General features: G+C 68.1%; 15 protein-coding genes. 4 read left to right on the top strand and 11 right to left on the bottom strand.

Annotated elements, in window-relative coordinates; all coding sequences use genetic code 11:
- Positions 1–71: 71 nt before the first annotated feature.
- Positions 72–746, bottom strand: a complete 675-nt coding sequence (rpe, locus tag ACGHX3_RS03280; protein ID WP_313927978.1) for a ribulose-phosphate 3-epimerase — start codon at positions 744–746, stop codon at positions 72–74.
- Between the two features lie 234 nt (positions 747–980).
- Between rpe and ACGHX3_RS03275 the strand changes: the two genes are divergently transcribed.
- Positions 981–1817, top strand: a complete 837-nt coding sequence (locus ACGHX3_RS03275; RefSeq protein WP_394696388.1) for an outer membrane protein — start codon at positions 981–983, stop codon at positions 1815–1817.
- A 40-nt stretch (positions 1818–1857) separates the two neighbouring features.
- On the opposite strand, the gene ACGHX3_RS03270 is transcribed toward ACGHX3_RS03275, so the two are convergent.
- Entirely contained in the window at positions 1858–2187 is a 330-nt protein-coding gene (locus ACGHX3_RS03270; RefSeq protein ID WP_313927980.1) for a DnaJ domain-containing protein, read from the bottom strand.
- Positions 2188–2386: 199 nt separating this feature from the next.
- Between ACGHX3_RS03270 and ACGHX3_RS03265 the strand changes: the two genes are divergently transcribed.
- From ACGHX3_RS03265 to ACGHX3_RS03255, 3 genes are all read left to right on the top strand, one after another.
- The gene (locus ACGHX3_RS03265) at positions 2387–3313 is read left to right on the top strand and encodes a phosphoribosylaminoimidazolesuccinocarboxamide synthase (RefSeq protein WP_394696387.1); all 927 of its coding nucleotides are present in this window, start codon (positions 2387–2389) and stop codon (positions 3311–3313) included.
- Between the two features lie 94 nt (positions 3314–3407).
- A complete protein-coding gene (locus ACGHX3_RS03260) occupies positions 3408–3740 on the top strand; it encodes an SMR family transporter (protein WP_162337021.1) in 333 nt (110 codons plus the stop codon).
- An 87-nt stretch (positions 3741–3827) separates the two neighbouring features.
- A complete protein-coding gene (locus tag ACGHX3_RS03255; RefSeq protein WP_162337022.1) occupies positions 3828–4307 on the top strand; it encodes a DUF962 domain-containing protein in 480 nt (159 codons plus the stop codon).
- An 89-nt stretch (positions 4308–4396) separates the two neighbouring features.
- On the opposite strand, the gene ACGHX3_RS03250 is transcribed toward ACGHX3_RS03255, so the two are convergent.
- The 9 genes from ACGHX3_RS03250 to ACGHX3_RS03210 all read right to left on the bottom strand — a co-directional run bounded on the left by ACGHX3_RS03250 (position 4397) and on the right by ACGHX3_RS03210 (position 12986).
- Entirely contained in the window at positions 4397–5254 is an 858-nt protein-coding gene (locus ACGHX3_RS03250; RefSeq protein ID WP_394696386.1) for an SDR family oxidoreductase, read from the bottom strand.
- Positions 5255–5260: 6 nt separating this feature from the next.
- A complete protein-coding gene (locus ACGHX3_RS03245) occupies positions 5261–5632 on the bottom strand; it encodes a Na+/H+ antiporter subunit G (protein ID WP_162337024.1) in 372 nt (123 codons plus the stop codon).
- The gene (locus ACGHX3_RS03240) at positions 5629–5913 is read right to left on the bottom strand and encodes a K+/H+ antiporter subunit F (RefSeq protein WP_162337025.1); all 285 of its coding nucleotides are present in this window, start codon (positions 5911–5913) and stop codon (positions 5629–5631) included. The genes ACGHX3_RS03245 and ACGHX3_RS03240 overlap by 4 nt, the downstream gene beginning before the upstream one ends.
- Positions 5910–6410 (bottom strand): Na+/H+ antiporter subunit E, encoded by a 501-nt coding sequence (locus ACGHX3_RS03235; RefSeq protein WP_213604721.1) that lies wholly within the window; start codon positions 6408–6410, stop codon positions 5910–5912. The genes ACGHX3_RS03240 and ACGHX3_RS03235 overlap by 4 nt, the downstream gene beginning before the upstream one ends.
- Position 6411: 1 nt before the next feature.
- Positions 6412–7977 carry a monovalent cation/H+ antiporter subunit D gene (locus tag ACGHX3_RS03230; protein ID WP_394697227.1) on the bottom strand — a complete coding sequence of 522 codons (1566 nt, stop codon included), beginning with the start codon at positions 7975–7977 and terminating at the stop codon, positions 6412–6414.
- Positions 7977–8399, bottom strand: coding sequence for a Na+/H+ antiporter subunit C (locus ACGHX3_RS03225; protein ID WP_162337027.1), 423 nt, complete (start codon positions 8397–8399; stop codon positions 7977–7979). The genes ACGHX3_RS03230 and ACGHX3_RS03225 overlap by 1 nt, the downstream gene beginning before the upstream one ends.
- A gap of 16 nt (positions 8400–8415) precedes the next feature.
- The gene (locus ACGHX3_RS03220) at positions 8416–11247 is read right to left on the bottom strand and encodes a monovalent cation/H+ antiporter subunit A (RefSeq protein WP_394696385.1); all 2832 of its coding nucleotides are present in this window, start codon (positions 11245–11247) and stop codon (positions 8416–8418) included.
- 92 nt (positions 11248–11339) lie between these two features.
- A complete protein-coding gene (locus ACGHX3_RS03215; protein ID WP_394696384.1) occupies positions 11340–12290 on the bottom strand; it encodes a calcium/sodium antiporter in 951 nt (316 codons plus the stop codon).
- A 72-nt stretch (positions 12291–12362) separates the two neighbouring features.
- Positions 12363–12986 (bottom strand): lectin, encoded by a 624-nt coding sequence (locus tag ACGHX3_RS03210; RefSeq protein WP_238391174.1) that lies wholly within the window; start codon positions 12984–12986, stop codon positions 12363–12365.
- Positions 12987–13030 lie beyond the last annotated feature (44 nt).

The raw sequence follows: 13030 nt of genomic DNA, 5'->3' as shown, positions 1-13030 counted from the left end.
CGACGGGCGGAGGCAGGATCAGCCTCCAATTCTTCCGGGGCGGTGGCGCAGGCCATCGCCCTTCTGCTTTTTCAGGCGCGCGCGTCGGCCACCGCGGCCCGCATGCGATCGATCACGTCCTTGTAGTCCGGCGCATTGAAGATCGCCGAGCCGGCGACGAACGCATCCGCGCCCGCCGCCGCGATCTGGCCGATGTTGTCCGCCTTCACGCCACCATCGATCTCCAGGCGGATGTCCTTGCCGGTCTTGTCGATCATCGCGCGCACGGCACGCAGCTTGTCGAGCGCCGACGGAATGAACGCCTGCCCGCCGAAGCCCGGGTTCACCGACATCAGCAGCACCAGGTCCAGCTCCGGCAGCACCCAGTCCAGCACCTCGACCGGCGTGCCGGGATTGAGCACCAGGCCGGCCTTGCAGCCCAGCGATTTGATCAGCTGGATCGTGCGGTGCACGTGCTTCGAGGCTTCCGGATGGAAGCTGATGATGCTGGCGCCGGCCTCGGCGAAGTCCGGGATGATGCGGTCCACCGGCTCCACCATCAGATGCACGTCGATCGGCGCGGTGACGCCGTGCTTGCGCAGCGCGCTGCACACCAGCGGACCGATGGTCAGGTTGGGCACGTAGTGGTTGTCCATCACGTCGAAGTGCACCCAGTCGGCGCCGGCCTTCAGCACGTTGTCGACTTCCTCGCCCAGGCGGGCGAAGTCGGCGGACAGGATGGACGGGGCGATGATGCAGGTCGACATGATGGCTTGATCGGGAAGGTGGCCAGCGCGAATTCTAGGCCTGCGAACCCACGATTTCACCTTCACGCGGCCTGCACTGCCTTGAACGCACCGGTAACACGCTGCGGAGCGGCTGCATCTCCGCCCGATGGCGCGCCGTAAGGCGAACCGGCGCGACAGACGCGCCATCGTGCCCTGCCGTCCGGGGCTCCATCACTCAGGGCTCGCAGCGAGCCCGTTCCGCAGGAGCACTTCATGAACAAGCGACACGCGTGCGCATCCGCCCTTGCTTTGGCTTGCATCGCCACGACCTTGCCTGCCGCCGCGCAGACGTCCGACTGGACGGGCGGATACGTCGGCCTCCACCTCGGCCGCGTCGACAAACCGAAGGACGGCAATGACCGCTTCCTGTTCGATACCAACCTCGACGGTACCTACACGGATACGGTGCGCACTGCGGCGGGCGCTGACGCCTTCTCGCCCGGCTCCTGCAATGGCGTGGCGAACGGCGCGACGCCAGGCGACGGGTGCCGAGGCAATTCCGGAGGCGCGGACTGGGGCGTGCGCGCGGGCTACGACTGGCAGGCGGGCGCATGGGTCTTCGGCGTGACCGGCGAGTACGCCATGAACGATGCACGCGACGCGGTGACGTCCTTCAGCACGACGCCCGCGTTCTACACCATGCTGCGCAAGGTGGACGGCATGTACGCAGTACGCGCACGCGCCGGCTACACGTTCGGCACCGGCGGCGACAATCTGGTCTACGCGACGGCGGGTGGAGCGCGTGCCCGTATCGAGAATACCTACCTCACCAGCAACGGCGTGAACACGTTCACCAACAATGGCAACCACACCGCCTCCGGCCACCAGTACGGTGTCGGTTACGAACGTCGCCTTGGCGAACGCTTCACGGTAGGCCTCGAGTATCTGGCCACGCGTCTGGATGACGGCGATTACCGCGTCCGCGCGGCTGGGCCGGCCCCGGCCACGAACCCCTTCATCCTGCAGAACGCCGCAGGCACCGACTTCCGTCGTAGCGATAGCGATCTCGACCTGGACAGCCTGCGCCTGACGATGAACTACCGCTTCTGATGCAACCTGCGTGCCCGGCCATGCGTCGGGCACGCTCACATCACCGCCGCTTGCGCAGGGTCTTGATGCGGTCGTAGGCGGCGTTGATCTCGCCGGCCTTGTGTTCGGCCTGGCGGCGCAGGTCTTCCGCGGCGCCGGCCATCTTGTCGGGGTGGTACTGGGAGATCAGCCGGCGATAGGCCTGGTCGATCTCCGCATCGCTGGCGTCGCTGGTCAGGCCGAACACGCGGTAAGGGTTCTCGCGACTGAGCTTGAACCAGTCCTCGTCGAAGGCGTGGCCGATGATCAGGCCCACCAGGCCGCCCAGCGGATGGCGCATCAGCAGCCAACCGGCCACGAATCCCAGCAGTTTTCCGTACCAGCGCTTCATTCGGCCCGCCTTCTCCGGCAATCGCGCCATTTTACGGCACATGGCGCTCCCGAGCCCGTACACTACGCGGCCCGGTGCGGTACCCGGCCCCCGCAGCAGCGGGTAGACGGTCGCCCCGGGGCACGGGCGCACGGCCTGCCGCACGCCCCCACGACGCTGTATCGCCTCGCTGGTTTCCGGAACTCCCGAAGGAGTGTTTGTGCCCACGACGTTGCTGCAATCCGATCTGCCCGGCCTCACCCTGCGTCACCGCGGCAAGGTCCGCGACGTGTTCGATCTTCCGCGCGACCGCCTGCCCGCCGATGCGCCTGCGGGCGATTACCTGTTGATGGTGGCCACTGATCGCCTGAGCGCGTTCGACGTGGTGCTGCCCGACCCGATTCCCGGCAAGGGCGAGATGCTCTGCCAGATTTCCAATTTCTGGTTCGCCAAGACGGCGCACCTGATGCCGAACCATCTGACCGGCATCGACGTGGCCGGCGTGCTGCCGGCCGGCGTCGACGCAGCGCTGTACGCCAAGCGCGCCGTGGTGACGAAGAAGCTGAAGCCCGTCCCGGTGGAAGCCATCGCCCGTGGCTACCTGATCGGCAGCGGCTGGAAGGATTACCAACGCACCGGCAAGGTCAGCGGCATCGAACTGCCCGATGGCCTGCGCCAGGCCGAGAAGCTGGCCGAGCCGATCTTCACCCCGTCGACCAAGGCCGCTGTCGGCGACCACGACGAGAACATCGACTTCGACGCGATGGTGAAGACCGTGGGCGCGGAGCTGGCCGAGCGCGTGCGCGACGCCACGCTGCGCATCTACCGCTTCGCCGCCGACTTCGCCGCCGAGCGCGGCATCCTGCTGGCTGACACCAAGTTCGAGTTCGGCACCGACGAGGACGGCCGCCTCTACATCATGGACGAGATGCTGACGCCGGATTCCTCGCGCTACTGGCCCGCGGACCTGTACGAGGTCGGCACCAGCCCGCCGAGCTACGACAAGCAGTTCGTGCGCGATTACCTGGAAACACTGGACTGGAACAAGACCGCGCCCGGTCCGTCGCTGCCGGCGGAGGTCATCGAGCGCACCCGCGCCAAGTACGCCGAAGCGCTGCAGAAACTGGCCGGCATCGTCGTCGACTGACCTGCTCCCTGCCCCGCATCCGGGTGGTGCGGGGCAAGCCGGGGTTCAGCGTTCCGTGCAGTAGGCTTGCCACCCTTTCCCCCGGTGCGCACGCATGAACGCCTACCTCTACCTCGCCCTGGCCATCGTGGCCGAAGTCATCGCCACCAGCGCCCTGAAGGCCTCCGAAGGCTTCACGCGACTCGGCCCGTCGCTGCTGGTCGCCGCCGGTTACGGCGTCGCGTTCTACTTCCTCTCGCTGACGCTGAAGAGCGTCCCCGTGGGCGTGGCCTACGCCATCTGGTCCGGGGCGGGCATCGTGCTGATCGCGCTGATCGGCTGGCTGGTGCTGAAGCAGCCGCTGGACCTGGCGGCGATGCTGGGCATGGCGCTGATCGTGGCCGGTGTGGCCGTGATCCAACTGTTCTCCAAGGCCGCCGCCCACTGATCCGAACGCCGATCCCGGTCCCGGCACACCCCGTCGGGCTGGGGTATGCTCCATACCCTGCCGCATTGCCATCCTCGGGAGGGATGAATGAACGCGACCGCGCAACGTCCGGTGGACCGCTGGTTCGCCAGTTATTCCGGCGACCACGTCAACGAGACCAACCAGCTGATCCACGTGTTCGCCGTGCCGGCGATCCTGTGGACGGTGGTGGCGCTGCTGTGGTGCATCCCGGTGTTCGGTACCTGGGTGAAGTCGGGCATGTGGGCGGCGCTGGCGATGTTTGCCGCGTGGATGTACTACTACAAGCTGTCGCGCCCGCTGGGCTTCGGCATGCTGGCGATCTTCATCGCGATGGCCTGGCTGACACGCTGGCTGGAAGCGCTGCTGGGGCTGCAGAACCTGTTCTACCTCGCCGTCGGCGTCTTCGTGTTGGCGTGGATCGCGCAGTTCATCGGCCACAAGATCGAAGGCAAGAAGCCCAGCTTCCTCACCGACCTTACCTACCTGCTGATCGGCCCGGTGTGGGTGCTCAGCAAGTTCTATCGGAAGATGGGCTGGCGGTATTGAGCGTAGCGCCGGGCTTGCCCGGCTGACCCGGCTGATGCCGTTCGCGGGTTCGTTTCGGGGTTTCGAAAAGCAGCGGAGCAAGCTCCGCTCTACGCACCGAGCGCACGCCTGTCGACGATGAACGCCCGCGGCGCGTAACCGAAGTCGTTGCGCGCCGGCGTCGCATCGAACACCAGATCCTCGCGCATGCGCGCCACCGCATCGTCGGAGAGCCCGCGCATCGCGCCCGCCATGCGGGCGAACGACAGCACCGCGCGGAAGACCGGCATCGGCAGCTGCCATAGCGTCGCAGGCGGATCGAGCGCCGCCAGCGTGCGCACCACCATCTCGCGATAGGCCAGTGTTTCGCCGCCGGGAAGCGCATACGCCTGCCCGTGCGTCGCCGGTGCATCCACGACGGCCAGTGCGGCGGCCGCCAGATCATCGACGTGGACTGGCTGGCGCCTGCCCTCCGCACCGCGCGGCAGCACGAAGAACCCCATGCGCCGCGCCATCGCCGCGATCCGCGCCAGCGTCTGGTCGCGGCCTGCGCCGTAGACCAGCGTCGGGCGCAACAGTGTGGCCGATGCCCCCGTCGCCGACGCCGTGTCGAACACCAGCCGCTCGGCGGCCTGCAGTCGCGCGACGATGTCGCGCTCGTAGGCATCGCCCGAGGCCTGCTTCGTGTCGAGACTGGTGGAACCGAACGCGACCACGCGCGGTGCCGCAACGAGTCCTCGCCCGTACCACTGCGCGAATCCGTCCAGCGGGCCGGTGCTGAAGATCACATCGACGCGGTCGGGCAAGCTGTCGATGCCTTCGAACTCGCCGGTCAGCCACTGCACGTTCGACGACGGCGGGCGCGGCGTCCGCGATACCGCGAACACCTGCCAGTCGCGTGCATCAAGCCTGGCGAGCAGCGCCTCGCCGATCTGTCCGCTCGCACCAAAAACGAGGGCCGTGCGCATGAGGGATCAGGCGTCCGGCGCGGCGTCTTCGTCGACCGCGTCGATGGGCTTGGCCGGCTCGCCGCCCGGCATCGGCGGACGCTCCGCCATGTGCAGCGACAGCGCCGCCTTGGCCATCAGGTGCGCGCTGATCGGCGCCGTGATGAACAGGAACGCGGTGATCAGCAGTTCCCTCGGTTGCGGATCGGTACCGCTCAGCGCGTGGTAGCCGACCGACGCGATCAGCATGCAGCCCACGCCCAGCGTGCTGGCCTTGGTCGGTCCATGCAGGCGCTTGAAGAACTCCGACAGCTTCAACAGGCTGAAGGAGCCGACCAGAATGAAGAAACTGCCCACGGCCAGCAGCAGCACCAGCAGGATGGCGAAGACCCAGCTCATTCGACAATGTCCCGTCGCAGCACGTACTTGCTCAGCACCACCGTGCCGACGAAGCCCAGCATGGCGATGATCAACGCCGCCTCGAAGTAGACCGCCGTGCCCAGGTACATGCCGAACAGCACCAGCTGCGCGATCGCGGCCACGAAGAGCGTATCGAGCGCGAGGATGCGGTCGGGCACGCTGGGGCCGCGCACCAGCCGCACCAGCGCCAGCAGCATCGCCAGGCCGACCACGTGCATCGATGCCACGATGGCGTACATCACCAGCGCCTGAGGGGTCATGGGAAGATCTCCATCAGCGGCGCCTCGTAGCGCGTCTTGATCTGCCGGATCACCGCATCGGCATCGTCCAGGTTCAGCACGTGTACCAGCAGGTGGCTGCGATCGTCCGACAGCACCGAAGACACCGTGCCCGGCGTCAGCGTGATGATGCTGGTCAGTGCGGCGATGCCGTGGATGTTGCCGATGTCGAGCGGCACCCAGATGAAGCCCGGCCGGATCTTCCGTTCCGGCCCCAGCACCTGCAGCGCCACGGTGACATTGGCGGTCACGATATCCATCGCCAGTACGCCCAGCATGCGCGGCACGCTGCGCAAACGTCCGATGCGGGCGAACTCGCGGTCAAGCCGCGCGGCGAAAGGGGGAATCAGCAGCGCCAGCAGCAGCGCCATCACCACGTGTCCGGCACTGATCTCGTCGTTCAACAGCAGCCAGAAGCAGAACACCGCCACGCTCAGCGGCAACGACGGCAACCAGCGCTTGCGCCAGGATCCGGCCATCTCAGGGCTCCCTCAGCACGGGCGTCGCGGCGCGCACGTGCTCCACATAGTCGGCAGGCGACTGCAGCTGCGTCGCCGTCGCCCGCGTGTAGTCGAGCACCGGCGCGGCAGCCAGCACCAGTGCCACGCCATACGCCAGCAGCAGCACGATGGCCGCGGTTTCCAGCGGACGCGACGGAGCCGGTGCCACATCCTTCTCCGGCGTGTAGGCCTCCAGCTTGTCCACGCCGGCATCGGGCCAGGGCTCGACGCGCCAGAACAACCGGGTTCCCGCGCGCGCCAGCCCCACCAGCATCAGGAAGCTGGTGCCCAGCACCAGCGTCCAGATCCATGCCGTGCGTGGGCCGGCCGGCACGGCTTCCAGCAACAGCAGCTTGCCGATGAAACCCGACAACGGCGGCAGGCCCGCCAGCGACACCGCCGCGACGAGGAACAGCAGCCCGGGCACCGTCTTGTCCGGCAGCGCCGCCACCAGGTCCTTGCGGTCGCTCGCGCGGCCGCGACGCCGACGGATCAGGTCCGCCAGCAGGAACAACGCAGCGCCGGCGAAACTGCTGTGCACCAGGTAGTACAACCCCGCACCGACCGTGCCGGCGGTATGCAGCGAGAACGCGACGAACAGCGTCGCCGCCGAGCCCAGCACCAGGTAGGCCGCCAGCGCGCGCAGCCGGTTCGCCGCCAGCACGCCCAGCGACGCCAGCACCAGCGTCACCGCACCCAGCGCCAGCAGCGCCGGCCAGGCGAACCCGTCCAGCGGTCCCAGCGCCCCGAAGGTCAGCGTGCCCAGGCGAAGCACCGCGTACAGGCCGACCTTGGTCATGATGGCGAACAGCCCGGCCACCGCCGCCGGCGCATGCGTGTACGTCTCGGGCAGCCAGAAATACATCGGCAGCAGCGCGGCCTTGGCGCAGAACACCACGAAAAGCAGGCCCGCCGCGGCCTTCACCATCGCCACGTCGCCGGGCGGCAGCTGAGCCACGCGCGCGGACAACTCGGCCATGTTGAGTGAGCCGAGCAACCCGTACAGCAGGCCCAGCGCGATCAGGAACAGCGTCGAGGCGGCGATGTTGAAGGTGACGTAATGCAGGCCGGCACGCATGCGTTCGCCGCGCCCGCCGCTGAGCATCAGCCCGTACGAGGAGATCAGCAGCACCTCGAAAAACACGAACAGGTTGAAGACGTCGCCGGTGAGGAAGGCGCCATTCAACCCCATCAGCTGGAACTGGAAGAACGCATGGAAGTGCGGCGCGCGCCGGTCCCAGCCCGCGCATGCATGCAGCAGGCAGGCCGCACCCAGCAGCAGGCCGACCAGCAGCATCAGCGCCGACAACCGGTCGACCATCAGCACGATGCCCAGCCGCGCCGGCCAGTCGCCCAGCAGATAGACCGACACGGCACCCGAGCCCGCCGACGCGACCAGCACAACGGCAACCGCCAGCATCGCGGCGATCGAGATCCACGCGACGATCCGCTGCGGCACCATGCCGAAACGGCGATGTTCGAAGAACAGCGCGATGGACGCTGCGAACAGCGGAATCAGGATCGGCAGCGCCGGCAGGTGCTGCATCATGCGCGCGCCTCCGGCTCGTCGCCCTTCGCCGCCTCGCGCGCTTCGTCATGGCGGCGCTGCTCGCTGGCCAGGAACTCGCGCTCGGCCTTGCGGCCATCGACGTGGTCGCTGTCGTTGTCGCCTCGGCTGCGGATCGACAGCACTACCGTCACCGCCGTCATCGCGAAGGCGATCACGATGGCCGTCAGCACCAGCGCCTGCGGCAGCGGGTCGGTGTAGTGCGCCAGTGTCGGCGCGACGCCTTCGCGCAGCACGGCCGGCTTGCCGGGCGCCAGCCGCCCGCCCGCGAAGATCAGCAGGTTGGTGGCGTACGACAGCAGCGTCAGCCCCAGGATGACGTCGAACGTGCGCGCCCGCAGCAGCAGGTACACGCCCGCCGCGGTCAGGATCGCGATCGCGCTCGCCATGGCCAGTTCCATTACGGCGTCTCCTCCATCAGCGCAGTTCCCCCGTGCGGGTCGAGCGTTCGCCCGGCTCCATCACGCCCAGGTGCGACACGCGCGTACGCGAAGGCCGGATGGTGCCCATCATCGACAGGATCAGCATCGCGCCGCCGAACACCACCAGGTACACGCCGGTATCGAAGCCGATCGCACTGGCCAGCGGCACCGTACCGATCACCGGCAGCTCGAGATCGAGATGCCCGCTGGTCAGGAAAGGCACGCCGAAGCCCATCGACGCCACGCCGCTCACGCCAGCGATGATCAGGCCCACGCCGATGCAACGCACATAGTCGAAGCCGAAGCGCGACTCCACCGACGCCGCGCCCTGGATGACGTACTGCACCAGCAGCGGCACGGCCAGCACCAGGCCGGCGATGAAACCGCCGCCTGGCGCGTTGTGCCCGCGCAGGAACAGGAACACCGACACGGTCAGCGTCAGCGGGAACATGATCTGCGCCAGGTCCGCCGGCACCGGCAGCTTGATCGGCGGTCCCGACATGACCTTCTCCGGCGCCATCCGCGCGCGGCGCAACAGCGCATGCACGATCAGCGCCGCGATGCCGAATACGGTGATCTCGCCGAAGGTATCGAAGCCACGGAAGTCGACCAGGATCACGTTCACCACGTTGCTGCCGTAGGCCTCCGGCAACGAACGCGCCAGCAGCTCCCCGCTGATGGTGTCCGCCGGGCGCGTCATCATCTGGTAGGCCAGCAGGCCGGCACCGCCGCCCGCGACCGCGGCCACGACGATGTCGCGCAACCGGCGGCGCGGCGTGCGCTCCGGCGGCGAACGCGGCGGCAGGTAGTGCAGGCCGAGCAGAAGCAGGACCAGGCTGACCATCTCGACCATCAGCTGGGTCAGCGCCAGGTCGGGGGCGGACAGGAACACGAAGGCCAGGCTGACCATCAGGCCTGCACCGCCCAGCACGATCACGGCGAGCAGCCGCTGCCGGTACAGGCGGATCGTCCAGACCGCGCACACCACGAGCACCAGCCACAGCAGCCAACCCAGCAGCGGCATGGGCTGCGGCGCGCGCCACTGCAACGGGGCTGCATCGCCGGCGACGAACGGCGCCGCACCGGCCGCGACCGCGGCCAGCACCAGGAACAGCAGGCTCCGCTGCAGGCTGCCATTGGCGATCAGCGCGGTGAAACGACCGGCCAGCGCGTAGAGCGCCTCCATGTTCCAGCGGAACACGAGGCGGCCGAACGAATGCCGCACGATGGCGTGCAGATCGAACAGCCGGCGCAGGCCGAAGTACAGCGCGATGCCACCGGCGATGCCGGCCAGGCTCATCAGCAGCGGCTTGTTGATCCCGTGCCACACCGCCAGGCTGTACTCCGGCATGGCGTCGCCCAGGATCGCCCCCGCGCCTGCATGCAAGACCGGCGCGATGGTCCACGCCGGGAACATGCCCACCGCCACGCACAGCACCACCAGCACTTCCACCGGTATCTTCATCCAGCGCGGAGGCTCGTGCGGCACCACATCGAGGTCGCGCGGGCCCTGGCCGAAGAAGGTCTCGTAGACAAAGCGCAGGCTGTAGGCCACGCCGAAGATGCCGTACAGCAGCGCCGCGACGGCGATGGCGTCGCGCATCGCCCGATGGCCCGGAATATCGAGCGCCTCGGCGAAGAACATCTCCTTCGACAGAAACCCGTTGAGCAGCGGAATGCCCGCCATCGCCAGCGACGCGATGATCGCCAGTGCGCTCGTCCACGGCATCAGCCGTCGCAGGTTGCCCAGCCGTCGCATGTCGCGCGTGCCGGTCTCGTGGTCGATGATGCCCGCCGCCATGAACAGCGACGCCTTGAACGTGGCGTGGTTGAGGATGTGGAACACGCCGGCCACCACCGCCATCGGCGTGGAGATGCCGAACAGCAGCGTGATCAGGCCGAGGTGCGAAATGGTCGAATACGCCAGCAGGCCCTTGAGATCGTGCTGGAAGATCGCGAACCAGGCGCCGACCAGCAGGGTCAGCGCGCCGACCGTGGTGACCACGTAGAAGAACAGGTCCGTCCCCGCCAGTGCCGGATGCAGCCGCGCCAGCAGGAACACGCCGGCCTTCACCATCGTCGCCGAGTGCAGGTAGGCCGAGACCGGCGTCGGCGCCGCCATCGCGTGCGGCAGCCAGAAGTGCAACGGGAACTGCGCACTCTTGGTGAACACGCCGGCCAGTACCAGCATCAGCGCCCACGGATACAGCGTGCTGCCGCGGATCAGGTCGCCCGAGGCGAGCACGATGTCCAGGTCGTAACTGCCGACGATGCGACCGATCAGCAGCACGCCGCCCAGCAGCGCCAGACCACCTGCGCCGGTGATCGCCAGCGCCATGCGCGCGCCTTCGCGCGCGTCCTGCCGGTGCGACCAGAAACCGATCAGCAGGAACGAGCTGATGCTGGTCAGTTCCCAGAACACCACCAGCAGCAACAGGTTGCCCGCCAGCACCACGCCGAGCATCGAGCCCATGAACAGCAGCAGGCAGGCGAAGAAGCGCGGTGCGCTGTCCTTCTCGCTGAGGTAGTAGCGCGCGTACATCACCACCAGCGCGCCGATGGCCAGCACCAGGCCGGCGAACATCCACGCCAACCCGTCCAGGCGCAGGGTGAAGGCCAGGCCGATCTGTGGAATCCAGGCGTGGTCCGCGCGCAGGTTCCAGCCCTGCAGCACGCTGGGCGTCATCCAGGCCAGCAGCACCAGGCCCAGCAATGGCGCCAGGCCGGCCAGCCATGCGGTGGCGCCGCGCGGAAGGCCGCGCGCCAGCGCCACCACCAGCGCGAGCACGAACGGCAGCGCCAGCAGGATTTCAAGGAAAGGGATCATCTACCGCCTTGCGTTGCAGGGAATGCGTCATTCGCGAGCAATCGCCCCGAGTTTAACAAACCCGTTCACACATGCCTGACCCACTGTTCAGGTCAGGCGAGCAGCGCGATCTCCAGGACCACCCAGCCGACGAAGGCGGCGAGCAGGATGCCGCCCTCGACGCGGCTGATGCGCAGGTCGCCGCGCAGCATCGGGTACAGCACCAGCACGAAAGCGATCGCTGCAGGCAGTTCGAGCCGCACGAACGATTCCGGCAGCGCCAGCGGTCGGAAGGCTGCCATCCCGCCGACCACCACCAGCAGGTTGAACAGGCTGGAGCCGATGACATGGCCGGCGACCATGTCCCCCTGCCCGCGCCGCGCCGCCATCGCGGCGGCGGCGATCTCCGGCAGCGCGGTACCGATCGCCACCGGCAGCAGGCCGGTCAGCAGCGGCGACAGGCCCCAGTGCGCGCCGATCACCGGTGCGCCCTGCACCACGAAGCGGGCACCGTAATAGAGCAGCGCGGCGGCCACGGCGAAGCGCAGCAGGTTCATCCACAGCACGGTGCTGGTGCGGGCATACGTCTCGATCTCTGTCCGCACCGCGACCTGCTCGCGCGATGCGCGCGCCAGCAGGAACACCAGCGACGCCACGAAACCCAGCAGCAGCACGCCGCCCTCGGTACGGCTGACCACGCCGTCCAGGCCGAACACGATCAGCGCCAGCGTGGCGAGCGCCAGCAGCACCAGCAGCGGCGACAGCACGCGCAAGCGGACCAGCACCGGCGCGACCAGCGCAGCGACGCCGAGCGTCAAACCGAGGTTGACGACGTTGCTGCCCACCGCGTTGCCGAGCGCGAGTTCCTGCGAGCCCACCCATGCGGCGCGCGCATTGACCGCCAGTTCCGGCAGCGAGGTACCGAAGGCGATCAGCAGCAGGCCAGCCACGAACGGCGACGCGCCGAGACGCTGGGCCAGGCCGGATGCGCCCTTGACGATGGAATCCCCACCCAGCGCCAGCAGCACCAGGCCCAATGCGAAATAACCCCAGGCTTCCGCCATCGCCGTACTCCCCGTCGAGTCTGCGGCGATTCTATGCCCGGCCCGCCGGAGCGGCCAGCCGGGCGCCGCCGGTCAGGAGCAGCCTTCTACGTACTCGACCTGCGGCGACAGGCCCACGCGCCACGAGGTCACTTTGCCCGCGGCATCGGCCTCGAAGACCAGCTTGGTGGTCGGTGCCACGTCGCCAGCGTCGATGGTCAGGTACTGGCCGCCTTCGGTGTACTTGTGCGGCGAGGCCTTCAGCGCACCGCCGTAGAGCTTCTGCACCTCGTCGACGCTCATGCCAACCTTGCCGCCGCCGGGCGCGGTCTCCTTGTCGGTGCCCACGTCGTAACGGACGAACTTGCCCTCTTCCATCATAAAGGCGAACTCGGCGGGCTTGCTGATCCACTTCGGCCACAGGTAGTGGCACGTGGTGCCTTCCATAGGCGCACCGTTGAGCTCGCCACCCCACGCCGCGCGCGCTTCGTCGACCGTGCTGCCCAGCTTCATGTCGCCGTAGCCGAGGAAGCTTGCCTGGCTGACCGGTCCGGCGGGCGCCGCCGTATCGTCGACCGCAGGTGCGGGGGCAGGCGCTTCCGCCATCGGCGTGCTGGTCGCGGTGGTCTGCGGCTCCGCCGTCGGCGCAGCGGCCTCTTCGCGCTGACAGGCGGACAAGAGGGTGACGACCATCACGATCGGCAGCATGGACTTCATGGGGGGCTCTCTCCAGTGCACAAACATGAATCCTAGCGGTGGCG

The organism is Pseudoxanthomonas japonensis, assembly GCF_043632995.1.
In the GTDB taxonomy this organism is placed as follows: domain Bacteria; phylum Pseudomonadota; class Gammaproteobacteria; order Xanthomonadales; family Xanthomonadaceae; genus Pseudoxanthomonas_A; species Pseudoxanthomonas_A japonensis.
Note: the sequence above shows the minus strand (reverse complement) of the source record. Positions and strands in the feature narration are given on the sequence as shown.

Bases quoted from the DNA above. Each gene is read 5' to 3' on its own strand.
- rpe (WP_313927978.1), bottom strand. From the start codon at position 746: ATGTCGACCTGCATCATCGCCCCGTCCATCCTGTCCGCCGACTTCGCC.
- ACGHX3_RS03275 (WP_394696388.1), top strand. From the start codon at position 981: ATGAACAAGCGACACGCGTGCGCATCCGCCCTTGCTTTGGCTTGCATC.
- ACGHX3_RS03270 (WP_313927980.1), bottom strand. From the start codon at position 2,187: ATGAAGCGCTGGTACGGAAAACTGCTGGGATTCGTGGCCGGTTGGCTG.
- ACGHX3_RS03260 (WP_162337021.1), top strand. From the start codon at position 3,408: ATGAACGCCTACCTCTACCTCGCCCTGGCCATCGTGGCCGAAGTCATC.
- ACGHX3_RS03255 (WP_162337022.1), top strand. From the start codon at position 3,828: ATGAACGCGACCGCGCAACGTCCGGTGGACCGCTGGTTCGCCAGTTAT.
- ACGHX3_RS03250 (WP_394696386.1), bottom strand. From the start codon at position 5,254: ATGCGCACGGCCCTCGTTTTTGGTGCGAGCGGACAGATCGGCGAGGCG.
- ACGHX3_RS03245 (WP_162337024.1), bottom strand. From the start codon at position 5,632: ATGAGCTGGGTCTTCGCCATCCTGCTGGTGCTGCTGCTGGCCGTGGGC.
- ACGHX3_RS03240 (WP_162337025.1), bottom strand. From the start codon at position 5,913: ATGACCCCTCAGGCGCTGGTGATGTACGCCATCGTGGCATCGATGCAC.
- ACGHX3_RS03235 (WP_213604721.1), bottom strand. From the start codon at position 6,410: ATGGCCGGATCCTGGCGCAAGCGCTGGTTGCCGTCGTTGCCGCTGAGC.
- ACGHX3_RS03230 (WP_394697227.1), bottom strand. From the start codon at position 7,977: ATGCAGCACCTGCCGGCGCTGCCGATCCTGATTCCGCTGTTCGCAGCG.
- ACGHX3_RS03225 (WP_162337027.1), bottom strand. From the start codon at position 8,399: ATGGAACTGGCCATGGCGAGCGCGATCGCGATCCTGACCGCGGCGGGC.
- ACGHX3_RS03220 (WP_394696385.1), bottom strand. From the start codon at position 11,247: ATGATCCCTTTCCTTGAAATCCTGCTGGCGCTGCCGTTCGTGCTCGCG.
- ACGHX3_RS03215 (WP_394696384.1), bottom strand. From the start codon at position 12,290: ATGGCGGAAGCCTGGGGTTATTTCGCATTGGGCCTGGTGCTGCTGGCG.
- ACGHX3_RS03210 (WP_238391174.1), bottom strand. From the start codon at position 12,986: ATGAAGTCCATGCTGCCGATCGTGATGGTCGTCACCCTCTTGTCCGCC.